Here is a 22719-nt window from a genome sequence, read left to right as displayed (position 1 = left end):
CATGAGAGCTGATCTGGAAATCATCCAGGAATGGATCCCCGCCGGCAGCCGCGTCCTCGACCTCGGTTGCGGTGACGGCGAACTGCTGACCTGGCTGCGCGACAACAAGCAGGTCACCGGTTATGGCCTGGAAAACGACGCTGACAACATTGCCCAGTGCGTGGCCAAAGGCGTCAACGTCATCGAGCAGGATCTGGACAAGGGCCTCGGCAACTTTGCCAGCAACAGTTTCGACATCGTCGTCATGACCCAGGCCCTGCAAGCCGTGCACTACCCGGACAAGATCCTCGACGAAATGCTGCGGGTCGGTCGTCAGTGCATCATCACCTTCCCCAATTTCGGCCACTGGCGCTGCCGCTGGTATCTGGCGAGCAAGGGGCGCATGCCGGTGTCGGAGTTTTTGCCTTACACCTGGTACAACACGCCGAACATTCACTTCTGCACCTTCGAAGACTTTGAAGAACTTTGCCGCGAACGTGACGCCAAGGTCATTGATCGGCTTGCCGTGGATCAACAGCACCGCCACGGGTGGGCCAGTAAGCTATGGCCTAATCTATTAGGTGAGATTGGTATCTACCGCGTCAGCAGCCCGGTACTGACAGATCACCAAATCGCGGTCTGACATTCGAGGAGAACGAGCATGAGACGTTTGATTGGCACGCTGTTGGCGGCATGTCTGAGCTTTTCGGCGGTCGCCGCCGACGCGATCAAGGGCGAGCGCAAGGAAGTGTTTGGTGATGTCACCGTTCACTACAACACCTTTAATTCCACCTTTCTCACGCCTGACATCGCCAAGGCTGCCGAACTGATCCGCAGCAAGAACCAAGGCGTGATCAATGTCTCGGTGATCAAGGACGGCAAACCCATGGTCGCCAATGTCACCGGCACGGTCAAAGACTTGACCAGCAAAAGCGTGCCGCTGAACTTCCGCCAGGTCACCGAACAGGGCGCGATCTATTACATCGCCCAGTACCCGGTGGAACAGCAGGAAACCCGCACCTTTGAAATCAAGGTGCAGAACGGCGACAAGATCAACACCCTCAATTTCAACCAAGAACTTTTCCCCGGCGAATGATGAACCTCAAGCAGCTCGTACTGGCCAGCCACAACGCCGGCAAACTCAAGGAACTCCAGGCCATGCTCGGCGAGTCGGTGCAACTGCGCTCGATCGGTGAGTGGAGCAACGTGGAGCCGGAAGAAACCGGTCTGTCGTTCGTCGAGAACGCGATCCTCAAGGCACGCAATGCCGCACGCATTTCCGGGCTGCCGGCGCTGGCCGACGATTCCGGTCTGGCCGTGGATTTCCTCGGCGGTGCGCCTGGCATCTACTCGGCGCGTTATGCCGACGGCAAGGGCGATGCGGCAAACAACGCCAAACTGCTCGATGCCTTGAAGGACGTTCCTGAGGCCGAGCGCGGCGCGCAGTTCGTTTGTGTTCTGGCACTGGTGCGTCACGCCGACGATCCGTTGCCGATCCTCTGCGAAGGCTTGTGGCACGGGCGCATGCTGACGGCGGCCAGCGGCGAACACGGTTTTGGTTACGACCCGCTGTTCTGGGTGCCGGAGCGTGATTGCTCCAGCGCCGAGCTGACGCCTGCCGACAAGAACCAGATCAGCCACCGCGCCCGTGCAATGGATCTGCTGCGCCAGCGTCTGGGCTTGAAATGACCCGTGACTCTTCTGCGTCGTCGCTGATAGTCGGCGGCGCCGTTTCTTCGCCACGGGCGCCGTTGCCGACGTTGCCGCCCCTGTCGTTGTACATCCACATCCCGTGGTGTGTGCGTAAATGCCCGTATTGCGACTTCAACTCGCACACCGCCAGCCCGGTGCTGCCGGAGCAGGAGTACGTCGATGCGTTGCTGGCCGACCTCGATCAGGATCTGCATGCGGTCTACGGTCGCGAAATCAGCTCGATTTTCTTCGGTGGCGGTACGCCGAGCCTGTTCAGCGCCGAGGCGCTGGGGCGCTTGCTGGAGGGCGTCGAGCAGCGCATTCCGTTTGCTCACGACATCGAAATCACCCTGGAAGCCAACCCCGGCACCTTCGAGCAAGAGAAGTTCGTTGCGTACCGCAAGCTGGGGATCAATCGCCTGTCGATCGGTATTCAAAGTTTCCAGCAGGAAAAACTCAAGGCCCTCGGGCGTATCCATAACGGCGACGAAGCGGTGCGTGCCGCTGGCATGGCCCGTCAGGCCGGGTTCGATAACTTCAACCTCGACTTGATGCACGGTTTGCCCGATCAGTCGCTGGACGATGCGCTGAGCGATCTGCGCCAGGCCATCGACCTGAATCCCACGCATATCTCCTGGTACCAACTGACGCTGGAGCCGAACACCGTGTTCTGGAATCAGCCGCCGGTGCTGCCGGAAGACGACACGTTGTGGGACATTCAAGAGGCCGGGCAGGCATTGCTGGCTGAACACGGTTACGCGCAATACGAAGTGTCGGCTTATGCCCAGGCCGGGCGCCCGGCGCGGCATAACCTCAACTACTGGAGCTTTGGGGACTTCATCGGGATTGGCGCGGGTGCACATGGCAAGTTGAGTCATCCGGACGGCCGCATCGTACGGACGTGGAAGACGCGCTTGCCGAAAGACTACCTCAACCCGGCAAAAAGCTTTCAGGCTGGCGAGAAGGCCTTGACCAATGATGAGCTGCCGTTCGACTTTCTGATGAACGCGTTGCGTCTGACTGATGGTGTGGCGTCGCGCCTGTATCCGGAGCGCACCGGCCTGTCGCTGGACAGTCTCGCTGAAGGCCGCCGCGACGCAGAACAAAGCGGCCTGTTGCAGGTCGAACCGTCACGTCTGGCGGCCACCGAGCGCGGACAATTGTTCCTCAACGATTTGCTGCAGAAATTTCTGAGCTGAGCCCAACGCCCAATGGCAGCCCTAAGGAAAAACCCATGGATTTGATACTCGACCTGCTCGCCACCGTCTCCCGCTGGAGCCGCAGCAACCTCTCGGAAATCGCCCTGGCACTGGTGGGCTGCCTGCTGGTGCTGTTCGGCGCTGACTTCAAAGGTTGGGTAGAGCAACGTCTGGGCAGCATTGCCGGCGCCCTGCGCGTACCGCTGATGGCGCTGCTGTGCATGGTCGGTAGCGGCGCGGCGCTGATCTACGCCACACCCTGGGTGATCAAAGGCCTGAGCCAGTTCAACAACTACAGCCTGGCGCCGGTGTTGTTGGTGGTACTGGTGCTGATCGGCGTAGTCGCCGACCGCCGCTGAATCGAATACAACACAAAACACTGTGGGAGCGGGCTTGCCCGCGATGGCGGCATAACAGTCGACAAAAATGTTGAATGTCATGGCCTCATCGCGGGCAAGCCCGCTCCCACATTTATTACGACTGCTTTTCGAACTTCAGATCCCACACGCCGTGCCCAAGACGTTCGCCGCGGCGTTCGAACTTGGTGATCGGGCGTTCGGCCGGGCGCGGTACGCACTTGCCGTCTTCGGCGAGGTTGCGGTAGCCCGGGGCGACGTTCATGACCTCCAGCATGTACTCGGCGTACGGCTCCCAGTCAGTAGCCATGTGCAGAATGCCGCCGACCTTCAACTTGCTGCGCACCAGTTCAGCGAACGACGCCTGGACGATACGACGCTTGTGGTGACGGCTTTTGTGCCACGGATCCGGGAAAAACAGCATCAGGCGGTCGAGGCTGTTGTCGGCGATGCAGCGGTTGAGCACTTCGATCGCATCGCAATCGTAGACCCGCAGGTTGGTCAGGCCCTGCGTCAGTACGCCATTGAGCAGCGCGCCGACACCCGGACGGTGAACTTCAACGCCGATGAAGTCCTGATCCGGCGCAGCAGCGGCCATTTCCAGCAGCGAATGGCCCATGCCGAAACCGATTTCCAGCGAGCGCGGTGCCGATCGGCCGAAAACCTGATCGTAATCGACCGGCTCATCGGCCAATGGCAGCACGAACAGCGGTGCGCCTTGATCCAGGCCTTTCTGCTGGCCTTCGGTCATGCGCCCGGCGCGCATCACAAAACTCTTGATGCGGCGGTGTTGGCGCTCGTCGCCCTCTTCCGGCTGGATAGGCGTGTCGTTCGATTCAGTCATCTTGGCTCTTACTTGATCAGACCATCCAGCGGCGAAGAGGCGCTGGCATAGAGTTTTTTCGGCATGCGGCCGGCGAGGTAGGCCAGACGGCCCGCGACGATCGCGTGTTGCATGGCTTGGGCCATCATCACTGGCTGACCCGCGTGGGCAATGGCCGAGTTCATCAGCACTGCGTCACAGCCCAGTTCCATGGCGATGGTGGCATCGGAAGCGGTGCCGACACCGGCGTCTACCAATACCGGAATCTTTGCTTCTTCAAGGATGATCTGCAGGTTGTACGGATTGCAGATACCCAGGCCAGAACCAATCAGACCGGCCAGCGGCATGACGGCGATGCAGCCGATTTCCGCCAGTTGACGGGCGATGATCGGGTCATCACTGGTGTAAACCATCACGTCGAAACCTTCCTTGACCAGTGTTTCGGCGGCCTTGAGGGTTTCGATCACGTTGGGGAACAGGGTTTTCTGGTCAGCGAGTACTTCCAGCTTCACCAGATTGTGGCCGTCGAGCAGCTCACGGGCCAGGCGGCAGGTGCGCACGGCTTCGATGGCGTCGTAGCAACCGGCGGTGTTCGGCAGGAAGGTGTAGCGATCCGGCGACAATACGTCGAGCAGGTTCGGTTCGCCTTCGATCTGGCCGAGGTTGGTGCGGCGCACGGCGAAGGTGACGATCTCGGCACCCGAGGCTTCGATGGCCTGACGGGTTTCTTCCATGTCACGGTACTTGCCGGTACCGACCAGCAAACGCGACTGGTAAGTACGACCGGCCAGCACAAAAGGCTTGTCGCTACGAACGATGCTCATGGGGAATCCTCTTTAGGGGTGAGGGTCTTGCAGAATTCTGTGCCCGTGTGGGCCAGGCGATTAGCCGCCGCCGATGGCGTGAACCACCTCGACGTTATCGCCGTCGTTTAGCGCGGTGTCGGCATGCTGGCTGCGCGGGACGATATCCAGATTGAGTTCGACCGCCACCCGGCGTCCGGTCAGATCCAGACGGGTCAGCAGGGCCGCAACGGTTTCACCGTCGGGCAGTTCAAGGGATTCACCGTTCAACTGAATGCGCATGCGCAATGCCGCCATCATTTTTAGGGGCTGGCATTCTAGCCCGATCATGACCTAAAGGTCAGCACCAAGCGTCAAGCGGTTCATTGCAAGCGCCAGGCAGCCAGGCCCAGGCACACCCAGCCGACGAGAAACGCCAGCCCGCCGAACGGGGTAATGATGCCGAGCTTGCTGATGCCGGTGGTGGTCAGCAGGTAGAGGCTGCCGGAAAACAGCAGGATACCGACAGTGAACGAGATACCGGCCCAAGTGACCAGTCGCCCCTGAATCTGCGTAGCCAGCAATGCCACACCGAATAACGCCAGTGTATGCACCAGTTGATAGGTGACGCCCGTGTGGAAAATCGCCAGATACTCAGGGGTCAGACGGCTTTTCAGGCCGTGGGCGGCAAACGCACCCAGCGCGACACCCGTGAAACCAAAAAAAGCGGCCAGCATCAAAAAGCCACGCAGCATTGGGAACTCCAGTCAGACGCGATCGGCAGGGTCTGTATAATGGCCCGCTCCACGGGTTCGGCCAAGCCATCTCTATGTTGCGTTCAATTTTCCGTCGTCTTACGAAGGCCCTGCTCTGGTTCGCGGGGGGCAGCGTATTGCTGGTTCTGGTATTTCGCTTCGTACCGCCGCCAGGCACCGCGCTGATGGTCGAGCGCAAGGTCGAATCCTGGATAGACGGCGAGCCGATCGACCTGCAGCGTACCTGGAAGCCGTGGGACGAGATTTCCGACGATCTCAAAGTGGCGGTCATGGCTGGCGAAGACCAGAAGTTTCCCGAGCACTGGGGCTTTGATTTCAGCGCAATCCAGGCAGCGCTGGCGCACAACGAACTCGGCGGCTCCATTCGCGGCGCCAGTACGTTGAGCCAGCAAGTGTCGAAAAACCTGTTTCTGTGGGCCGGGCGCAGCTATCTGCGTAAAGGCCTGGAGGCCTGGTTTACTGCGCTGATCGAGGTGTTATGGCCCAAACAGCGGATTCTCGAGGTGTATCTGAACAGTGTCGAGTGGGATGACGGCGTGTTTGGCGCCGAAGCCGCCGCGCGACATCATTTCGGCGTGAGCGCGAAGTCGTTGTCCCGACAGCAGGCGAGTTATCTGGCGGCGGTGTTGCCCAACCCGCGGGTGTGGAGCGCGAGCCATCCGACGGCTTATGTCGCGCGCCGGGCCGGGTGGATTCGACAGCAAATGAGTCAGTTGGGTGGGACGAGTTATCTGGCGGGACTAAATGATTCGCGGCGATCGCCTTGGTCCCACTAACACGGTGAATCCCTGTGGGAGCGAGCTTGCTCGCGAAAGCGCTGCGTCATTCAGCAGTTATGTAACTGCCATAGCGCATTCGCGAGCAAGCTCGCTCCCAAATTGATTGTATGTTGAGCCAAAACAAAAACGCCCCGATCATCGCTGTTCGGGGCGTTTTTTATTGTCGAGGCGCCGGTTAGGCGGCAATCGACAATTTGAGCTTGTTCATCGCACTCTTTTCGAGCTGACGGATTCGCTCGGCCGACACGTTGTACTTCTGCGCCAGGTCGTGCAGCGTGGCCTTCTCTTCTGCCAGCCAGCGCTGGTAGAGGATGTCGCGGCTGCGTTCGTCCAGCACTTCCAAAGCTTCGTGCAGGTTGTTGTTGGAGTTGTCGCTCCAGTCGGCATCTTCCAGTTGACGCGCCGGGTCGTACCGGTGGTCTTCCAGATAGTTGGCCGGCGACTGGAAAGCGCTGTCGTCGTCCGCTTCCGCAGCCGGGTCGAAAGCCATGTCATGGCCGGTCAGGCGACTTTCCATCTCGCGCACTTCACGCGGTTCGACGCCGAGGCTTTCCGCCACACGGTGGACTTCCTCGTTATTCAGCCACGCCAGACGTTTCTTCTGGCTGCGCAGGTTGAAGAACAGCTTGCGCTGGGCCTTGGTGGTCGCGACTTTCACAATGCGCCAGTTGCGCAGGATGAACTCGTGAATTTCCGCCTTGATCCAGTGCACAGCGAACGACACCAGGCGCACACCCATTTCCGGGTTGAAGCGCTTTACGGCCTTCATCAGGCCGACGTTACCTTCCTGGATCAGGTCAGCCTGAGCCAGACCGTAGCCGCTATAGCTACGGGCGATGTGTACGACAAAACGCAGGTGGGCGAGCACCATCTGCCGAGCCGCCCCCAAATCCTGCTCATAATAGAGACTCTCGGCCAGTTCACGCTCCTGCTCCGGCGTCAGCAATGGAATGCTGTTCACGGTGTGCACATAGGCTTCCAGGTTTGCGCCTGGAACCAACGCGTACGCAGGTTGCAAAGAATTGGTCATACGAAAAAACCTCCGACTTACATACTCGTGCTTCTCAGCACTGCGAAAAATTGACCGGGAACTCAAGTACAAGTTCCCAAAAACCGTAAGGCCAATCACGCGCAAAAAAGATTCTACTTCGGCGCCAGCTCCCTGAGATGACGTGCGACTGCAATCCATGCACCGATATAACCCAACAGCACCGCGCCAAGCAAGAGCGACAGACCATCGGCAACTGGCACTCCGGCCAGCGCGAAATCACTGCCGTACAAGCCGGCCAATCCAACCACCGCATCGTTCAGCCAGTCCAGGCCGAACGCCAATACGCCCCAGGACAACAGCCCCGCACCGAAGCCATACAACGCGCCCATATAAAGGAAGGGACGCCGTACATAGCTGTCAGTGCCGCCGACAAGTTTAATCACTTCTATCTCTGTGCGGCGGTTTTCAATATGAAGACGAATGGTATTGCCTATCACCAAAAGTAATGCAGAAACCAGCAGCACCGTCAGACCGAAGACAAAACGATCGCCGAGTTTGAGGATGGCGGCCAGACGCTCGACCCAGACTAGATCAAGTTGCGCCTGTTGTACCTTGGGCAGCTCGGAAAGTTTTTGTCTTAATGCTTCCAGGGTGGTCTTGTCGACCTCGTTAGGCGTCACCAGCACCACGCCCGGCAGCGGGTTTTCCGGCAGCTCGCGCAGGGCTTCGCCCAAACCGGACTGCTGTTGAAACTCTTCCAGCGCCTGATCGCGGCCGACATATTCAGCATCAGCTACGCCAGGCATGCCTTTGATCTGTTCGCGCAACGACTCGCCCTGCTCCGGGCTGGCGTCGAGTTGCAGGTACAGCGAGATCTGCGCCGCACGCTGCCACGATCCGCCGAGACGCTCGACGTTATTGAGCAACAGCGAAAGCCCCATCGGCAGGCTCAGCGCCACCGCCATCACCATGCAGGTGAAGAAACTGCCGATCGGCTGCTTGCCGAGACGACGCAGGCTGTCGAGCAGGCTGGCGCGATGGCTTTCAACCCAGGCGCGGAACAGCGTGGCGAAGTCAGGGCCGTCCTCATCGTCGTGTTTTTTCTTTTTGGCCGATTGCGGATCGGCGGCCTTCGGGGCCACGCGCTCGGAAACCTTCGGACTGCGAGTCGCACTCATACCCCGGCCTCCCCGTCGCCGATCAATCGGCCACGCTGCAAGGTCAGCATGCGGTGACGCATACGGGCGATCAGCGCCAGGTCGTGACTGGCGATCAGCACGCTGGTGCCCAAGCGGTTGATGTCTTCGAACACCCCCATGATCTCGGCCGCCAGACGCGGGTCGAGGTTACCGGTCGGTTCGTCCGCCAGCAGCAGGGCCGGACGATGGACGATGGCGCGGGCGATGCCGACGCGCTGTTGCTGACCGGTGGACAAGTCGCCCGGGTACAGATCGGTTTTATCCGACAGCGCCACGCGCTCCAGCGCCGAATCGACGCGCTTGGCGATTTCGGGCTTGGACAGCCCGAGAATCTGCAACGGCAACGCGACGTTGTTAAACACCGTGCGATCAAACAGCAACTGGTGGTTCTGGAACACCACACCAATCTGCCTGCGCAGGAACGGAATCTGCGCATTGCTGATGGTGCTCAGGTCTTGCCCGGCGAGCAGCAGCTTGCCGCTGGTCGGACGCTCCATCGCCAGCAACAGGCGCAATAGCGTGGATTTACCGGCACCGGAGTGGCCGGTGACAAACAAGAACTCGCCGCGACGGACTCGAAAGCTCAGCTCATGCAAGCCGACGTGTCCGTTCGGGTAGCGTTTACCGACCTGTTCGAAACGAATCATGAACGCTCCCGCTCGGCAAAGAGTGCCTGGACAAAGGGTTCGGCTTCAAAGGTACGCAAATCGTCGATGCCTTCGCCGACGCCGATATAGCGAATCGGCAGACCGAACTGCTTGGCCAGGGCAAAGATCACCCCACCTTTGGCGGTGCCGTCGAGTTTGGTCAGCGCCAGGCCGGTCAGTTCGACAGTCTGGTTGAATTGCTTGGCCTGGTTGATGGCGTTCTGGCCGGTACCGGCGTCGAGTACCAGCAGCACTTCGTGCGGCGCGTCGGTGTCGAGCTTGCCGATCACACGGCGAACCTTTTTCAGTTCTTCCATCAGATTGTCTTTGGTGTGCAGACGACCGGCGGTGTCGGCGATCAACACGTCGATGCCACGCGCCTTGGCGGCTTGTACAGCATCGAAGATCACTGAAGCGGAATCGGCGCCCGTGTGCTGGGCGATCACCGGGATCTTGTTGCGCTCGCCCCAGACCTGCAACTGCTCAACCGCAGCAGCGCGGAAGGTGTCACCGGCGGCCAGCATGACTTTCTTGCCTTCCAGCTGCAGCTTCTTCGCCAGTTTGCCGATGGTGGTGGTTTTGCCGGCACCGTTGACGCCGACCACAAGGATCACGAACGGCTTGTTCTGCGAAACGATTTTCAGCGGCTGCTCGACCGGTTTGAGCATCGCAGCCAGTTCGGCCTGCAGGGATTTGTACAACGCATCGGCGTCGGCCAGCTCCTTGCGAGCGACCTTTTGGGTCAGACGCTGGATGATCTGCGTGGTGGCTTCGACGCCAACGTCGGCGGTCAGCAGACGGGTTTCGAGGTCATCCAGCAGCTCGTCATCAATGGTTTTGCGGCCCAGGAACAGGCTGGCCATGCCCTCGCCAATGCTGGCACTGGTTTTCGACAGACCTTGCTTGAGGCGGGCGAAGAAACCGGCCTTGGTTTCTTCGGTGCGCGGGGCTTCGACGGGGGCTTCGGCAACCGCTCCGACCGGCAAGACTGGAGCAGCAACGACGGGGGCAGGTGCTGGCTCGGGCTGTTGAACGATTGGAGCAACAGGAGCAGCAACGACCGGAGCAACAGGCTCGGAAGCGATAGGTTCAGGGGCAGGCTCTGAAACTACGGGCGCAGCCACCACAGGAGTCGGAGCGACCTCTGGAACAAACGCAGCCGGCGCAGGAATCTGCGGGGTGATATGCGGCGCGGCCTCTTCAACCAACGCCACCGGCTCTTCCGCCACTGGCAAAATCAGCCATGGCTCAGCCGCCGGAGTCAGCGGCAGCTCAACGGCCACAGGCGCTGCAGGCTCCGGTTCTGGCTCAACCGGTTGCAACACCGGTTCGGCATTCGGCAGCACAATCGGCGTCGGCTCTTCTTCTATTAGAGGAGCAGGCGCCGGGGCCGGTTCAGGAATCGCGGGCGGCTGTTCGACGACGGGTTCCTGCGGTTTCTTACGCAGCCATCCGAACAGGCTTTTCTTCTCGCCAGCCGCAGCTGGGGTCTTCTTGTCGTCGTTGGAACCAAACATGGAGGACGGCTATCTCACGGTAGCGACGCGCCATAAGGGCGCCCCGGCAAATAAATATTCGATGCAGAACAGACTGTGTTTAGCCCAGCTTGTTCACGCGCAACATTTTGTCGAGGCGCCAGCGGCACCCCAAAGATTCGTATTAACGAAGGACTAAACCGGAAAAATCGGCGAAAAAGCGAAGTCTAGTCGATAAACCGCTGCTTTCTGCCGCCAACCTATACAGCCGCATCAGGCCTCAAAACCTGATAGGCGTGGTCGCCGGTAAAACGGATCAGTATCCTAGCACCTCCTCGCCCGCCGACGCTAAGACCAAGCGGGCAGCTCAACAGGTTAAAAAACGAATGAATGCTCTAGCCCGCCGCGCTGCAGGCCTGCTGTTCAGCACAGTCTGCCTGCCCCTTTCGGCCCTTGCGGCCGACCCGCAACCGACGCACGAATTCACCCTCGACAACGGCCTGAAGGTCGTCGTGCGCGAAGACCACCGCGCGCCGGTGGTGGTGTCGCAGGTCTGGTACAAGGTTGGGTCCAGCTACGAAACCCCGGGCCAGACCGGTCTGTCTCACGCGCTTGAGCACATGATGTTCAAGGGCAGCGAGAAAGTCGGCCCCGGCGAAGCCTCGCTGATCCTGCGCGACCTCGGTGCCGAAGAGAACGCGTTCACCAGCGATGACTTCACCGCTTATTACCAGGTGCTGGCGCGCGACCGTCTGGGCGTGGCCTTCGAACTGGAAGCCGATCGCATGGCCAACCTGCGCCTGCCGGCCGACGAGTTCGCCAAGGAAATCGAAGTCATCAAGGAAGAGCGCCGTCTGCGCACCGATGACAAACCAATGTCCAAGGCTTACGAGCGTTACAAGGCGATGGCTTACCCGGCCAGCGGTTATCACACGCCGACCATCGGCTGGATGGCTGACCTCGACCGGATGAAGGTTGAAGAACTGCGCCACTGGTATCAATCCTGGTACGTGCCGAACAACGCCACGTTGGTGGTCGTCGGCGACGTCACCCCGGACGAAGTCAAAACCCTCGCCCAACGCTACTTCGGCCCAATCGCCAAACGCGACGTCCCACCGGCGAAACAACCGCTGGAACTGGCCGAGCCCGGCGAGCGCAAGATCACCCTGCATGTGCAGACACAGCTGCCTAGCCTGATGCTCGGCTTCAACGTGCCAAGCATCGCCACTGCCGAAGACAAGCGTTCGGTTAACGCGCTGCGGTTGATTTCGGCACTGCTCGATGGCGGTTACAGCGGACGCATTCCCGCCCAACTGGAGCGCGGCGAAGAGCTGGTGTCCGGCGGCTCGTCGAGCTACGACGCCTACACCCGCGGCGACAGCCTGTTCACCCTCTCGGCCACGCCCAACACGCAGAAGAAAAAGACCCTGGCGCAAGCCGAAGCCGGTTTGTGGAAGCTGCTGGAGCAGTTGAAAACCACTGCGCCGTCCGCCGAAGAACTGGAACGCGTGCGTGCGCAAGTGATTGCCGGCCTGGTCTACGAGCGTGACTCGATCACCAGCCAGGCCACAGCCATCGGTCAGCTTGAGACCGTCGGCCTGTCGTGGAAACTGATGGACACCGAACTGGCCGATCTGGAGAGCGTCACCCCGCAAGACATCCAGAACGCCGCCAAGCTCTATTTCACCCGCGAACGTCTCAGCGTCGCCCACGTACTGCCACTGGAGACGACTCATGAGTGAGCGTAAAACCCCACGCCTGTTGTTGCTTGGTCTGATCGCTGTCGCCGTGATCGGCGCCACCGCTTTCTATCTGTCGCCAGGCGCTGACAGCAAGGCGAGCGAAGCACTGGACAACGCCAAGTCCGCGCAGAAGCTGCAATCGCTGGCCGAACTCGACGGCAAGGCCCCGGCCAGCCGCACACTCGACGTGCAGACCTGGAATACCGCCGAAGGCGCCAAGGTGCTGTTCGTCGAGGCCCACGAGCTGCCGATGTTCGACATGCGCCTGATCTTCGCCGCCGGCAGCAGTCAGGACGGCAACGCGCCGGGTCTGGCGGTGCTGACCAACGCGATGCTCAATGAAGGCGTGGCCGGCAAGGATGTCGGTGCCATCGCCCAGGGTTTCGAAGGCCTCGGTGCGGATTTCGGCAATGGCGCTTTTAAGGACATGGCGCTGGCTTCGCTGCGCAGTCTGAGCGCCGCTGACCAGCGCGAGCCGGCATTGAGTCTGTTCTCGGAAGTCGTCGGCAAACCGACTTTCCCTGCCGACTCGTTCGCGCGCATCAAGAATCAGATGCTCGCCGGATTCGAATACCAGAAACAGAACCCCGGCAAACTTGCCAGCCTGGAGCTGATGAAGCGCCTGTATGGCGATCACCCGTACGCGCATTCGAGCGACGGCAACGAGCAGAGCGTACCGAAGATCACCCTCGCGCAACTGCGTGAATTCCACGCCAAAGCCTACGCTGCCGGCAACGTGGTGATCGCGCTGGTCGGCGACCTGTCCCGCGCTGACGCCGAGGCGATTGCCAATCAGGTGTCCGCTGCCCTGCCGAAAGGCCCGGCAATGGCGAAAATCGCCCAACCACAGGAACCGCAAGCCAGCGTTGGTCACATCGAATTCCCATCGAAGCAGACCAACCTGATGATCGCGCAGTTGGGCATCGATCGTGATGACCCTGACTACGCGGCATTGTCGATGGGTAACCAAATACTCGGCGGCGGTGGTTTCGGCACCCGGTTGATGAGCGAAGTTCGCGAGAAACGCGGGCTGGCCTATGGCGTGTATTCCGGGTTTAGCCCGATGCAGGTTCGTGGCCCGTTCCTGATCAACCTGCAGACCCGCGCTGAAATGAGCGAAGGCACTCTGAAACTGGTGCAGGATGTGCTCGCCGACTACCTGAAAACCGGCCCGACCCAGAAAGAACTCGACGACGCCAAACGCGAACTGGCCGGCAGCTTCCCGCTGTCCACTGCGAGCAATGCCGACATTGTTGGCCAACTCGGCGCCATGGGCTTCTATAATCTGCCGCTGAGCTATCTGGATGACTTCATGCGTCAGTCCCAGAGCCTGACCGTAGAGCAGGTCCGCAACGCACTGAACAAACACTTGAGCACGGACAAAATGGTCATCGTCACCGCTGGCCCGACCGTGCCGCAAAAGCCGTTACCGGCCCCATCTGATAAACCTGCCGAGCAACCGCTCGGGGTTCCGGAGCATTAATGGCTACTCGTCCAAAAAAACCTGTTCACAACGTGCACAACGGCGTGAATCAACTGCGCATCATTGGTGGTGAATGGGGCAGCCGCAAGCTGAGCTTCCCCGATGCGCCGGGCCTGCGCCCTACGCCGGATCGCGTGCGTGAGACGTTGTTCAACTGGCTCGCGCCTTACGTGGAAGGGGCCAAGGTGTTCGATCCGTTCGCCGGCAGCGGCGCGCTGTTTCTCGAAGCACTGTCCCGTGGCGCCGCCATGGGCCAGGCGCTGGACGCCAGTAATATCGCCGTTTCAAGCCTCAAGGAACACCTCGGCACCCTGCGCTGCACCAATGGGCAGGTACAAACCGCCGACGCCCTGCGCTATCTGGAAACGCAAACGGCCACCGCGTACGACCTGGTGTTCCTCGACCCACCGTTCAACCAGAACCTGCTGCCCACCGTGTGCACGTTGCTCGAAGAGCGCCAGTGGCTGGCCGATGACGCCTGGGTTTACACCGAAAGCGAAAGCGCCCCCTCGACCCTCGGCCTGCCGCAAAACTGGCGCCTGCATCGCGAGCAGAAATCTGGTCGCGTGTATTACGCGTTGTGGCATCGTCTGGCAGAAACAATCGCTTGAACACGCCTGAGCAGGCAACTTGACTCCCCGAGTTCCCAACTCGGGGTTTAATTAAGTTGCAATAGTTCAGCAATAGCGAGAGGCCTCTGTTTCATCCATCTTGTGCAAGCGAAATTAGTCGCCTAAACATCATGGATGAAACTTGGATGAATACATCTACCCTTGAATACACCCCTAACCCGCTTCATGAATTCACGCTCGACAATGGCTTGAAAGTTGTAGTGCGAGAAGATCACCGAACACCTCAAGTTGCACTAACACTGACTTTCGCCAGCCGCGGTGACGAGCGCCCTGAAGAATTCGGGACGGGCAACGTGCTACTGCGTGCACTGCGATATCTAAACAACGATTACGAGGCCTTCATTACAGAAAGCGGAGGTACTCGGTTCCGTTATGGCGATTCTCCTGGCTCTGGCCAACTGACTGACTCGCTATTGGTACCGGCAGAACACTTGGAAAGCGCGCTCAAGCTCCAGTCGAAGCTGATGACAACCGATCTGCCGGACGAATCGCTGCACAATGCTCTGAATATCACCAGAGACAGGAACAAGAAGGAATCCTTCTTCTTATCACCGATATGGTACAGCCCAGAAATCGAATGCCTGGTGTACGCAGGCAGCAGGCACTACAGATCCCATCAGGCGGTTTCGGCCAACCTTGAAAGACTGTCTCCCGATCGCATACGGAACTTGCGGCGGAGTCGGCACTGCCCCGACAACGCACAGCTGGCGATCACTGGCGATATTGGAATTGAAGAAGCCCGGCGCTTGGTCGAACGCCACTTCGCAGATATCCCCCGAGGTGAGCCTTCGTTCAGATCTGCGGTGCAAGTTCCGGCAGCGCCCGGCTATCGCCGGATAACGCAGTACCTGGACACTCAACACCCCGAGTACGCCATGATGATCTTCATATTCAATACACCGCTGGCGTATGAACTGGAAGTATTAGGCGCCTTGCTTGAAGGCGATACCCTCCCACGTTTGGCCGCACTCCAGGAACAGCGGAGTGGCGTTGTACCGAGGTTCATTGGAGACAATCAAGGCAATACCATTCTCGGCCTTGCTTTTTATATCCACGGCGACCCACAGGAAGCCGAAGAGAACTTCTGGAAGTTTCTGGATGAAGTGAAGCGTTCCCCTTTCTCTCCTGAAGAGATCGACTCCGCCGTCAACAAAGCCTGTTCGTTGCCTCAAGTCTGGAACAGCTCACTAGAGCACCAGGCCGATGCGCTCTCCTATTTGTATGGATCAGGTCAGCCTTTGCAGTTGCTTGACGATAAAGTCGGGCTGTTGCGCAGCATCACCCCTGAGGACGTTCATGTTGCAGCCAACGCCTACCTCACCCGCGAAAATGTCACCGTCGTTTGTGCATTGCCGATCGGAACAAAACCGAAGTAACGCTTAAAACAGTCTGCGACTGTAGCGGTTCGGTTTTTTAAACCGCTCACTAGCAGCGTCAAGCAACGCAGTGCCTGACGCTCAAGCAATAAATGAAACAGTGAAACGCCACCGGTCTGCTGATCGGTGGCGCCTGGTAACCGTCAGGGTGATGTCGCGTCGAAACAGGCTTTGTGGCAAGTTAGGTTCTTTCATTGAAAGCGTCAGCGCCTGATACGCCCGCCGCTTTGCGCAAGACCTGTCGAGAGTTGCCGTGCCGTCACTGAACCCAACATCCAGCCCCCGTTTTACCCCAGCCTTTGGCCTTGGCAACCCGCACCTGCAAACCTTGTGGGGACCGCTCTGGCGCAAAACCACCCACCTGGACCGCGAACGTGAACGCTTGTGGCTTGCAGACGGTGACTTCCTCGACCTCGACTGGCATGGCCCGCACAGCGCCGATGCGCCGTTGGTGCTGGTGTTGCACGGCCTGACCGGTTCGTCCAATTCGCCTTATGTCGCCGGCCTGCAAAAAGTGCTGGGCGCTCAAGGCTGGGCCAGCGTCGCGCTCAACTGGCGTGGCTGTTCGGGCGAGCCGAATCTGCTGTCGCGCAGCTATCACTCCGGTGCCAGCGAAGACCTCGCCGAAGCCATTCGGCACCTGCGCGCCAAGCGACCACTGGCACCGCTGTATGCCGTCGGCTATTCCCTGGGGGGCAACGTGCTGCTCAAGCACTTGGGCGAAACCGGCAGCGCCAGCGGCGTACTCGGCGCCGTGGCGGTGTCGGTACCGTTTCGACTCGACCAATGCGCCGACCGTATCGGCCAAGGGTTTTCGAAGGTCTATCAGGCGCATTTCATGCGCGAGATGGTCGGCTACATCAAGAACAAGCAACGGCAGTTTCAGCACGATGGCCGCGAAGACAGCCTGGCGGAGCTGGCCGCGCTCGGCTCACTGGAAAACATGCGCACCTTCTGGGATTTCGATGGCCGGGTGACGGCGCCGCTGCACGGATTTACCGATGCGCACGATTACTACCGCCGTGCATCGAGCCGCTACTTTCTTGGTGAGATTCGTACGCCGACATTAATTATCCAGGCAGCGGACGATCCTTTCGTCTTCCCTCACAGCTTGCCGAACGCTGAAGAGTTGTCTGGCTGCACGCAGTTCGAATTGCAGCCCAAGGGTGGCCACGTCGGTTTTGTCGATGGCACGCTTCGCCGACCGGAGTACTACCTTGAACGGCGCATCCCGCAGTGGCTGGCGCGGCTGACGTCTTGAACGATCAAGGCAACCGCACCGCCGACCTTGATCTATTGATCTTATTCGCCGGTGGCAATACCGCGCGAAGGCTCGTTGATCCACTCACTCCAGGACCCGGCATACAGCGAAGCCAATGGGTACCCGGCCAGACACAGCGCAAACAGGTTGTGACATGCCGTCACGCCTGAGCCGCAATAGGCGACCAGTTCCGCCGGCGAGCGCTCGCCAAGCTTTGCGGCAAAGTGCTGTTTGAGCTGATCGGCCGGCAGGAATCGCCCATCACTGCTCAGGTTGTCGGTGAACGCCGCGCATTGCGCGCCGGGAATGTGCCCGGCAATCGGGTCGATCGGTTCCACTTCGCCCTTGAAACGCGGCAAGGCCCGAGCATCGATCAGGGTCAACGCGGGTTGACCGAGGCGTTGCTGCAATTGCTCGGCGCTGAGCAGCAGGCTCATGTCCGGCTGACCACTGAAATGACCAGTCGTGAGAGTCGGCGCATCCAGACTCAGCGGCAGACCCGCTGCATGCCAGGCCTTGAGCCCGCCATCGAGGATGAACACGCCGTCGCGCTTGCCCAGCCACGCCAGCAACCACCAGGCGCGCGCCGCGTAGGCACCGGGGCCGTCGTCATACAAAACCACGTCGCTGTCGGCATTGATGCCCCAGGCTTGCAGGCGCTCGACCAGCGCTGCCGGCTCGGGCAGAGGATGACGCCCGGTTACGCCTTTGACCACTTTGCCACTGAGGTCGCGCTCCAGATCGGCGAAGCCCGCCCCGGCAATGTGCCCCTCGGCATAACTGCGCTGCCCGTAATCCGGGTCATCGAGGGCAAAACGACAATCGAGAATCACCAGCCCCGGCTGTTCCTTGCGGGCATCCAGTGCGTTGGGACTGATCAGTTGCGCAATCGGCATAACGGGCTCCTGTGAATTCAACGAAACGGTTTACTTCACGTCATCGAGGGCCTGGGCCAGCGGCACGTAAAACTCCTCGAACAGCGCATTGACCTCTTCACGCGCCTGCTCGGTGACAAACCCGGCCTCCAGTACCAGCACTTGGTACACGCCACGCTTGATGGCTTGTTCGCTGAGGTGATTGGAGTTTTCCCGAGTGGTGCACAAAAAGCGCACCCAGGACGTCAGGATGATCCAGGCATTGAGGGTCAGGGATTCGATCTGCACGCGGTCCATGTCGAGGATCCCGGCGGCAACAAAACCTTCGTAGATCGCCCCGCCCTGGATCAAGCAGCGCTGGGAAAAACGCCGATAGCGCGCGGCCAGCTCCGGATCGCTGTCGAGCAGATGCTCGAGGTCGCGGTGCAGAAAGCGGTATCGCCACATCGCCGAGAGCAGCTCCTTGAGATAGAAACGCTTGTCTTCGACGGTCGCGGCGCGCCCCTGCGGCGGGCGCAGGAAGCTGTCGACAAGGCTCTCGTACTCACTGAACAACACGGCGATGATCGCCTGCTTGTTGGGGAAGTGGTAGTAGAGGTTGCCCGGAGAAATCTCCATATGGGCGGCGATGTGATTGGTGCTGATGCTGCGCTCGCCCTGTTGATTGAACAGTTCGAGACTGTTCAGCACGATACGCTCGCTGGTTTTTATTCGTGGGGCCATGGGCTTGAGCTTTAATTCAGAGTGCGTTGAGGAGCATCTTACGACCTAACCGGAAATGGATAAAACACTGCTGTGCATGGAAGTCATTTGACTTTCTAGAGCATAGACTCTAAAAAGTGCCTCATTATAATAAATCCGGAGCCGACCATGACTGCCGATATTGCCTACCTGCAAACGCTACAAGAGCCACTGCAAGCACTTGATCGGCAGTTCAATGCGCAACGGGCCGCGTACGCCGCCAACCCGATGCCACCTGCTGCCCAGCGTCGGCAATGGCTCAAGGCGCTGCGCGATTTGCTCAGCAACGAGCGTCAGGCCTTGATCGAGGCGATCAGTGCCGATTTCAGCCATCGCAGCGCCGATGAAACGCTGCTTGCCGAATTGATGCCGAGCCTGCATGGCATTCACTACGCCAGTCGCCATCTCAGAGGCTGGATGAAGGACTCGCCACGCAAGGTCGGCATGGCCTTCCAGCCAGCCTCGGCGAAAGTGGTTTACCAGCCGCTGGGTGTGATCGGCGTCATCGTGCCGTGGAATTACCCGCTGTATCTGGCCATCGGCCCACTGGTCGGCGCATTGGCGGCGGGCAACCGGGTGATGCTCAAACTCAGCGAATCGACCCCAGCCACGGGCCTGTTGCTCAAGGAACTGCTGGCGCGGATCTTTCCCGAAGATCTGGTCTGTGTGGTGCTTGGCGAAGCTGACATCGGCGTAGCGTTTTCCCGTCTGCGCTTCGATCATCTGCTGTTCACCGGCGCTACCAGCATCGGCAAGCACGTGATGCGCGCCGCAGCAGAAAACCTCACGCCCGTGACGCTGGAACTGGGCGGCAAATCCCCCGCCATCGTCTCCCGTGATGTGCCGCTCAAGGACGCCGCCGAACGCATCGCCTTCGGTAAAACCCTCAACGCCGGGCAGACCTGCGTTGCCCCCGATTACGTGCTGGTGCCCGAAGACCGGGTCGGCGGCTTCGTCGAAGCCTACCGCCAGGCCGTGCAGGGTTTTTATCCGACCCTCACCGACAACCCGGACTACACCGCGATCATCAACGATCGCCAGTTGGCCCGACTCAACAGTTACGTCAGTGATGCCACCAGCAAGGGCGCGCTGCTGATTCCGCTGTTCGATCAGGGTCAGGGCCGGCGCATGCCGCACAGTGTGTTGTTGAATGTCAGCGACGAAATGACGGTGATGCAGGATGAAATCTTCGGCCCGCTGTTGCCGATCGTGCCATATCGAGATCTGGAGCAGGCATTCGCTTACATCAATCAGCGGCCTCGACCTCTGGCTCTTTACTATTTTGGCTACGACAAACGCGAACAGAACCGCGTGCTGCACGAAACCCATTCCGGCGGCGTGTGCCTGAACGACACGTTGCTGCACGTGGCGCAGGACGACATGCCCTTCGGCGGCATCGGCGCGTCGGGCATGGGCCATTACCATGGTCACGAAGGGTTCCTGACCTTCAGCAAAGCCAAAGGGGTGCTGATTAAACAGCGCTTCAATGCGGCCCGACTGATTTACCCGCCTTATGGAAAATCGATTCAGAAGCTGATCCAGAAGCTGTTCATCCGCTAAACATTCGTCATCGCCGCCGGGTAATAAAAACAATGCACCCAAGCCTGACCGATACACCTGCACTGTCGCGCCGTGGCCTGCTGAAATTCAGCCTCGGCGCCACGGCATTTCTCGCCACCGCCGGACTCGGCGCCAGCCTCAGCGGCTGCTCGTCGAGCGTCGCAGCCAATGGCTTCGTCTCGTTACGCGACGGCGACCTGCTGTTTCTGCGCGCCCTGATTCCGGTGATGCTTGATGGCGCCGCGGCGCCAGAGAAAATGCCGGATGCAGTGGCTGGCACTCTCAAGTCGCTGGATTACAGCCTCGATCACCTGTCGCCGGAAATGCTCAAACTCACTCGACAGTTGTTCGACGTGCTGAGCATGACCGTGACGCGCGGGCCGCTCACCGGGATCTGGGGCAGTTGGGAAGACGCCAGTCCCGACGCAATGCGCAGCTTTCTTGATCGCTGGGAAAACAGCTCGTTGAGCCTGCTGCGCATGGGCCACAGCTCTTTGCAGCAGATGGTGCTGATGGCCTGGTACAGCCGCGGCGAATCCTGGGCGCACTGCGGTTATCCCGGCCCACCCACGGTCTGAAACCGAATCGCCCCTTCGCGAGCAAGCTCGCTCCCATATGTGAAATGCATTCCCCTGTGGGAGCGAGCTTGCTCGCGAAGGGGCCAGCAAGAACAACAAAAACAAGAGAGCCTGATCGATGCCCGTACCCGACCCCTTCCGCGAAGGCCTCGCCCGAGGCTGGAAAACCTACAATGGCGCGCAACTGGCCGATGATCTGACCCTTGAGGCCGATGTCGCGATCATCGGCAGCGGTGCCGGTGGCGGTACCACCGCGGAAATCCTCAGCGCCGCCGGCTATAAAGTGCTGCTGATCGAAGAAGGCCCGCTGAAAACCAGCACCGACTTCAAAATGCTTGAGGACAAGGCCTACAGCAGCCTCTATCAGGAAGGCATCGGCCGCATGAGCAAGGACGGCGCAATCACCATCCTGCAGGGCCGCGCGGTCGGCGGCACGACGCTGATCAACTGGACATCGAGCTTCCGCACGCCAGCGCCAACCCTCGAACACTGGGCCACCGAGCACAACGTCAAGGGCCACAGCCCTGCCGACATGGCGCCATGGTTCGAAAAAATGGAGCAGCGCCTCGGCGTTGCGCCGTGGATGGTTCCACCGAACCCCAACAACGACGTGATCCGCAAAGGCTGCGAGCAACTCGGCTACAGCTGGCACGTGATTCCGCGCAATGTGCGCGGCTGCTGGAACCTCGGCTACTGCGGTATGGGCTGCCCGACCAACGCCAAGCAATCGATGATGGTCACGACTATTCCGGCCACCCTGGAAAAGGGCGGCGAACTGCTGTACCTGGCCCGAGCGGAAAAGCTGCTGATCAACGGCGACAAAGTGACCGGCCTGCATTGCGTGGCCATGGATGAGCGCTGCGTCGAGGCAACAGGACGCAAAATCACCGTCAAGGCGCGGCATTACGTTTTGGCCGGCGGCGGCATCAACAGTCCGGCTCTGCTGCTGCGCTCCGACGCGCCGGATCCGCATCAGCGCGTGGGCAAACGCACGTTTCTGCACTTGGTGAACATGTCCGCCGGGCGCTTCGACGAGGTGATCAACCCTTTCTACGGTGCGCCGCAATCGATCTATTCCGACCACTTCCAATGGAAGGACGGCGTCACCGGGCCGATAGGCTACAAACTGGAAGTGCCGCCACTGCACCCGGCGCTGGCGGCCACGCTGCTGGGCGGATTTGGTCAGGAGAGCGCGCAGCACATGACCGATCTCCCACACACCCACGCGATGCTGGCGTTATTGCGCGACGGTTTCCACCCGGACAGCCCGGGCGGCAACGTCGAGTTGCGCGGCGACGGCTCGCCGGTGCTCGACTATCAGGTCTCGCCTTACACTTGGGAAGGCTTGCGCCGCGCGTTCCACAACATGGCCGAGATTCAGTTCGCCGGTGGCGCCAAAGCGGTGATGCCAATGCACGCCGATGCGCGTTACGTGAAGACGCTGGCCGAGGCGCGCAGCCTGATCGATGGTTTGCGCCTTGAGTTGTATCGCACACGGCTGGGCAGCGCCCACGTCATGGGCGGCTGCGCGATGGGTGAAGATCCGAAAACCGCAGTCACCGACAGCCACGGCCGCCATCATCAACTGAGCAATCTGTCGATTCATGACGGCTCGCTATTCCCCACCAGCATTGGCGCCAACCCGCAATTGTCGGTGTACGGTCTGACCGCGCAGTTGGCCACTTCCCTCGCCGACCGGCTGAAAAATCCGTGAAAAAGCAGGATATTCCGATCGTCTATAGTGCTTTCTTACCCAACAGGCGACTTGGCCGA

The 22719-nt window shown here is 60.1% G+C and carries 24 protein-coding genes; 14 read left to right on the top strand and 10 right to left on the bottom strand.

The genetic code is table 11. The annotated features are described in order from the left end of the window. Nucleotide 1: 1 nt before the first annotated feature. Genes metW through AB4P91_RS07450 form a run of 5 tightly spaced genes read left to right on the top strand, consistent with a single transcriptional unit; the run spans nucleotide 2 to nucleotide 3229 of the window. The gene (metW, locus tag AB4P91_RS07470; RefSeq protein ID WP_150593595.1) at nucleotides 2–622 is read left to right on the top strand and encodes a methionine biosynthesis protein MetW; all 621 of its coding nucleotides are present in this window, start codon (nucleotides 2–4) and stop codon (nucleotides 620–622) included. A gap of 18 nt (nucleotides 623–640) precedes the next feature. Beyond that, the gene (locus AB4P91_RS07465; protein ID WP_150597572.1) at nucleotides 641–1075 is read left to right on the top strand and encodes a DUF4426 domain-containing protein; all 435 of its coding nucleotides are present in this window, start codon (nucleotides 641–643) and stop codon (nucleotides 1073–1075) included. After that, on the top strand, nucleotides 1072–1668 hold the full coding sequence (gene rdgB, locus AB4P91_RS07460; RefSeq protein WP_042561550.1) for an RdgB/HAM1 family non-canonical purine NTP pyrophosphatase: 597 nt from the start codon (nucleotides 1072–1074) through the stop codon (nucleotides 1666–1668). Before AB4P91_RS07465 ends, rdgB begins: the two co-directional genes overlap by 4 nt. Beyond that, a complete protein-coding gene (hemW, locus tag AB4P91_RS07455; RefSeq protein ID WP_395604570.1) occupies nucleotides 1665–2870 on the top strand; it encodes a radical SAM family heme chaperone HemW in 1206 nt (401 codons plus the stop codon). The genes rdgB and hemW overlap by 4 nt, the downstream gene beginning before the upstream one ends. A 35-nt stretch (nucleotides 2871–2905) precedes the next feature. Beyond that, nucleotides 2906–3229, top strand: coding sequence for a DUF3392 domain-containing protein (locus AB4P91_RS07450; protein WP_150593591.1), 324 nt, complete (start codon nucleotides 2906–2908; stop codon nucleotides 3227–3229). Between the two features lie 115 nt (nucleotides 3230–3344). Here the strand turns inward: AB4P91_RS07450 and trmB are convergent, their stop codons facing one another. From trmB to AB4P91_RS07430, 4 genes are all read right to left on the bottom strand, one after another. Continuing rightward, nucleotides 3345–4070, bottom strand: a complete 726-nt coding sequence (gene trmB / locus AB4P91_RS07445; RefSeq protein WP_042561553.1) for a tRNA (guanosine(46)-N7)-methyltransferase TrmB — start codon at nucleotides 4068–4070, stop codon at nucleotides 3345–3347. A gap of 8 nt (nucleotides 4071–4078) precedes the next feature. Next, nucleotides 4079–4873: a thiazole synthase gene (locus AB4P91_RS07440; protein ID WP_042561554.1), complete on the bottom strand. Its 795-nt coding sequence runs from the start codon at nucleotides 4871–4873 to the stop codon at nucleotides 4079–4081. A gap of 60 nt (nucleotides 4874–4933) precedes the next feature. Then, on the bottom strand, nucleotides 4934–5134 hold the full coding sequence (thiS, locus tag AB4P91_RS07435; RefSeq protein WP_162184594.1) for a sulfur carrier protein ThiS: 201 nt from the start codon (nucleotides 5132–5134) through the stop codon (nucleotides 4934–4936). Between the two features lie 80 nt (nucleotides 5135–5214). After that, entirely contained in the window at nucleotides 5215–5586 is a 372-nt protein-coding gene (locus tag AB4P91_RS07430; protein ID WP_042561555.1) for a DUF423 domain-containing protein, read from the bottom strand. 74 nt (nucleotides 5587–5660) lie between these two features. On the opposite strand from AB4P91_RS07430, the gene mtgA reads away from it, so the two are divergent. Next, nucleotides 5661–6383 (top strand): monofunctional biosynthetic peptidoglycan transglycosylase, encoded by a 723-nt coding sequence (gene mtgA / locus AB4P91_RS07425; RefSeq protein WP_150597575.1) that lies wholly within the window; start codon nucleotides 5661–5663, stop codon nucleotides 6381–6383. A 178-nt stretch (nucleotides 6384–6561) separates the two neighbouring features. Here mtgA and rpoH read toward each other — a convergent pair whose 3' ends face one another. From rpoH to ftsY, 4 genes are all read right to left on the bottom strand, one after another. Next, on the bottom strand, nucleotides 6562–7416 hold the full coding sequence (gene rpoH, locus AB4P91_RS07420; protein WP_042561557.1) for an RNA polymerase sigma factor RpoH: 855 nt from the start codon (nucleotides 7414–7416) through the stop codon (nucleotides 6562–6564). Nucleotides 7417–7529: 113 nt separating this feature from the next. Further along, the gene (gene ftsX / locus AB4P91_RS07415) at nucleotides 7530–8555 is read right to left on the bottom strand and encodes a permease-like cell division protein FtsX (RefSeq protein WP_395604569.1); all 1026 of its coding nucleotides are present in this window, start codon (nucleotides 8553–8555) and stop codon (nucleotides 7530–7532) included. Next, the gene (gene ftsE, locus AB4P91_RS07410) at nucleotides 8552–9223 is read right to left on the bottom strand and encodes a cell division ATP-binding protein FtsE (RefSeq protein WP_042561559.1); all 672 of its coding nucleotides are present in this window, start codon (nucleotides 9221–9223) and stop codon (nucleotides 8552–8554) included. Before ftsE ends, ftsX begins: the two co-directional genes overlap by 4 nt. Beyond that, nucleotides 9220–10740, bottom strand: coding sequence for a signal recognition particle-docking protein FtsY (gene ftsY, locus AB4P91_RS07405; protein ID WP_395604568.1), 1521 nt, complete (start codon nucleotides 10738–10740; stop codon nucleotides 9220–9222). Before ftsY ends, ftsE begins: the two co-directional genes overlap by 4 nt. A gap of 344 nt (nucleotides 10741–11084) precedes the next feature. Here ftsY and AB4P91_RS07400 point away from each other — a divergent pair, with 344 nt between their 5' ends. The 5 genes from AB4P91_RS07400 to AB4P91_RS07380 all read left to right on the top strand — a co-directional run bounded on the left by AB4P91_RS07400 (nucleotide 11085) and on the right by AB4P91_RS07380 (nucleotide 17192). After that, nucleotides 11085–12440, top strand: coding sequence for a pitrilysin family protein (locus AB4P91_RS07400; RefSeq protein WP_150597577.1), 1356 nt, complete (start codon nucleotides 11085–11087; stop codon nucleotides 12438–12440). Beyond that, nucleotides 12433–13923, top strand: a complete 1491-nt coding sequence (locus AB4P91_RS07395) for a pitrilysin family protein (RefSeq protein ID WP_150687966.1) — start codon at nucleotides 12433–12435, stop codon at nucleotides 13921–13923. The genes AB4P91_RS07400 and AB4P91_RS07395 overlap by 8 nt, the downstream gene beginning before the upstream one ends. Continuing rightward, on the top strand, nucleotides 13923–14534 hold the full coding sequence (gene rsmD / locus AB4P91_RS07390; RefSeq protein ID WP_042561563.1) for a 16S rRNA (guanine(966)-N(2))-methyltransferase RsmD: 612 nt from the start codon (nucleotides 13923–13925) through the stop codon (nucleotides 14532–14534). The genes AB4P91_RS07395 and rsmD overlap by 1 nt, the downstream gene beginning before the upstream one ends. A gap of 146 nt (nucleotides 14535–14680) precedes the next feature. After that, complete coding sequence (locus AB4P91_RS07385) at nucleotides 14681–15931, top strand: M16 family metallopeptidase (protein ID WP_395604567.1); 1251 nt, start codon at nucleotides 14681–14683, stop codon at nucleotides 15929–15931. A 262-nt stretch (nucleotides 15932–16193) separates the two neighbouring features. Beyond that, nucleotides 16194–17192, top strand: coding sequence for a hydrolase (locus AB4P91_RS07380; protein ID WP_395604945.1), 999 nt, complete (start codon nucleotides 16194–16196; stop codon nucleotides 17190–17192). Nucleotides 17193–17233: 41 nt separating this feature from the next. On the opposite strand, the gene AB4P91_RS07375 is transcribed toward AB4P91_RS07380, so the two are convergent. Together AB4P91_RS07375 and AB4P91_RS07370 are read right to left on the bottom strand one after the other, a co-directional pair. Further along, the gene (locus AB4P91_RS07375) at nucleotides 17234–18088 is read right to left on the bottom strand and encodes a sulfurtransferase (RefSeq protein ID WP_150593585.1); all 855 of its coding nucleotides are present in this window, start codon (nucleotides 18086–18088) and stop codon (nucleotides 17234–17236) included. 30 nt (nucleotides 18089–18118) lie between these two features. Beyond that, complete coding sequence (locus tag AB4P91_RS07370) at nucleotides 18119–18790, bottom strand: TetR/AcrR family transcriptional regulator (protein WP_042561566.1); 672 nt, start codon at nucleotides 18788–18790, stop codon at nucleotides 18119–18121. 147 nt (nucleotides 18791–18937) lie between these two features. Between AB4P91_RS07370 and AB4P91_RS07365 the strand changes: the two genes are divergently transcribed. The 3 genes from AB4P91_RS07365 (at nucleotide 18938) to AB4P91_RS07355 (ending at nucleotide 22660) form a co-directional block, all read left to right on the top strand. Beyond that, nucleotides 18938–20368, top strand: a complete 1431-nt coding sequence (locus tag AB4P91_RS07365; RefSeq protein ID WP_395604566.1) for a coniferyl aldehyde dehydrogenase — start codon at nucleotides 18938–18940, stop codon at nucleotides 20366–20368. A 32-nt stretch (nucleotides 20369–20400) separates the two neighbouring features. Further along, a complete protein-coding gene (locus AB4P91_RS07360; RefSeq protein ID WP_395604565.1) occupies nucleotides 20401–20946 on the top strand; it encodes a twin-arginine translocation pathway signal protein in 546 nt (181 codons plus the stop codon). Between the two features lie 118 nt (nucleotides 20947–21064). Continuing rightward, the gene (locus tag AB4P91_RS07355; RefSeq protein WP_395604564.1) at nucleotides 21065–22660 is read left to right on the top strand and encodes a GMC family oxidoreductase N-terminal domain-containing protein; all 1596 of its coding nucleotides are present in this window, start codon (nucleotides 21065–21067) and stop codon (nucleotides 22658–22660) included. Nucleotides 22661–22719 lie beyond the last annotated feature (59 nt).

The sequence above is a fragment of the Pseudomonas sp. B21128 genome, assembly GCF_044218865.1.
GTDB lineage: Bacteria > Pseudomonadota > Gammaproteobacteria > Pseudomonadales > Pseudomonadaceae > Aquipseudomonas > Aquipseudomonas iridis.
Note: the sequence above shows the minus strand (reverse complement) of the source record. Positions and strands in the feature narration are given on the sequence as shown.

Coding starts and splice junctions, on each gene's coding strand:
- AB4P91_RS07370 (WP_042561566.1), bottom strand. CDS start 18,790: ATGGCCCCACGAATAAAAACCAGCGAGCGTATCGTGCTGAACAGTCTC.
- metW (WP_150593595.1), top strand. CDS start 2: ATGAGAGCTGATCTGGAAATCATCCAGGAATGGATCCCCGCCGGCAGC.
- ftsX (WP_395604569.1), bottom strand. CDS start 8,555: ATGAGTGCGACTCGCAGTCCGAAGGTTTCCGAGCGCGTGGCCCCGAAG.
- AB4P91_RS07355 (WP_395604564.1), top strand. CDS start 21,065: ATGCCCGTACCCGACCCCTTCCGCGAAGGCCTCGCCCGAGGCTGGAAA.
- rsmD (WP_042561563.1), top strand. CDS start 13,923: ATGGCTACTCGTCCAAAAAAACCTGTTCACAACGTGCACAACGGCGTG.
- AB4P91_RS07440 (WP_042561554.1), bottom strand. CDS start 4,873: ATGAGCATCGTTCGTAGCGACAAGCCTTTTGTGCTGGCCGGTCGTACT.
- AB4P91_RS07400 (WP_150597577.1), top strand. CDS start 11,085: ATGAATGCTCTAGCCCGCCGCGCTGCAGGCCTGCTGTTCAGCACAGTC.
- hemW (WP_395604570.1), top strand. CDS start 1,665: ATGACCCGTGACTCTTCTGCGTCGTCGCTGATAGTCGGCGGCGCCGTT.
- mtgA (WP_150597575.1), top strand. CDS start 5,661: ATGTTGCGTTCAATTTTCCGTCGTCTTACGAAGGCCCTGCTCTGGTTC.
- thiS (WP_162184594.1), bottom strand. CDS start 5,134: ATGCGCATTCAGTTGAACGGTGAATCCCTTGAACTGCCCGACGGTGAA.
- ftsE (WP_042561559.1), bottom strand. CDS start 9,223: ATGATTCGTTTCGAACAGGTCGGTAAACGCTACCCGAACGGACACGTC.
- AB4P91_RS07365 (WP_395604566.1), top strand. CDS start 18,938: ATGACTGCCGATATTGCCTACCTGCAAACGCTACAAGAGCCACTGCAA.
- AB4P91_RS07430 (WP_042561555.1), bottom strand. CDS start 5,586: ATGCTGCGTGGCTTTTTGATGCTGGCCGCTTTTTTTGGTTTCACGGGT.
- AB4P91_RS07450 (WP_150593591.1), top strand. CDS start 2,906: ATGGATTTGATACTCGACCTGCTCGCCACCGTCTCCCGCTGGAGCCGC.
- AB4P91_RS07360 (WP_395604565.1), top strand. CDS start 20,401: ATGCACCCAAGCCTGACCGATACACCTGCACTGTCGCGCCGTGGCCTG.
- rdgB (WP_042561550.1), top strand. CDS start 1,072: ATGATGAACCTCAAGCAGCTCGTACTGGCCAGCCACAACGCCGGCAAA.
- rpoH (WP_042561557.1), bottom strand. CDS start 7,416: ATGACCAATTCTTTGCAACCTGCGTACGCGTTGGTTCCAGGCGCAAAC.
- AB4P91_RS07375 (WP_150593585.1), bottom strand. CDS start 18,088: ATGCCGATTGCGCAACTGATCAGTCCCAACGCACTGGATGCCCGCAAG.
- trmB (WP_042561553.1), bottom strand. CDS start 4,070: ATGACTGAATCGAACGACACGCCTATCCAGCCGGAAGAGGGCGACGAG.
- AB4P91_RS07465 (WP_150597572.1), top strand. CDS start 641: ATGAGACGTTTGATTGGCACGCTGTTGGCGGCATGTCTGAGCTTTTCG.
- ftsY (WP_395604568.1), bottom strand. CDS start 10,740: ATGTTTGGTTCCAACGACGACAAGAAGACCCCAGCTGCGGCTGGCGAG.
- AB4P91_RS07385 (WP_395604567.1), top strand. CDS start 14,681: ATGAATACATCTACCCTTGAATACACCCCTAACCCGCTTCATGAATTC.
- AB4P91_RS07395 (WP_150687966.1), top strand. CDS start 12,433: ATGAGTGAGCGTAAAACCCCACGCCTGTTGTTGCTTGGTCTGATCGCT.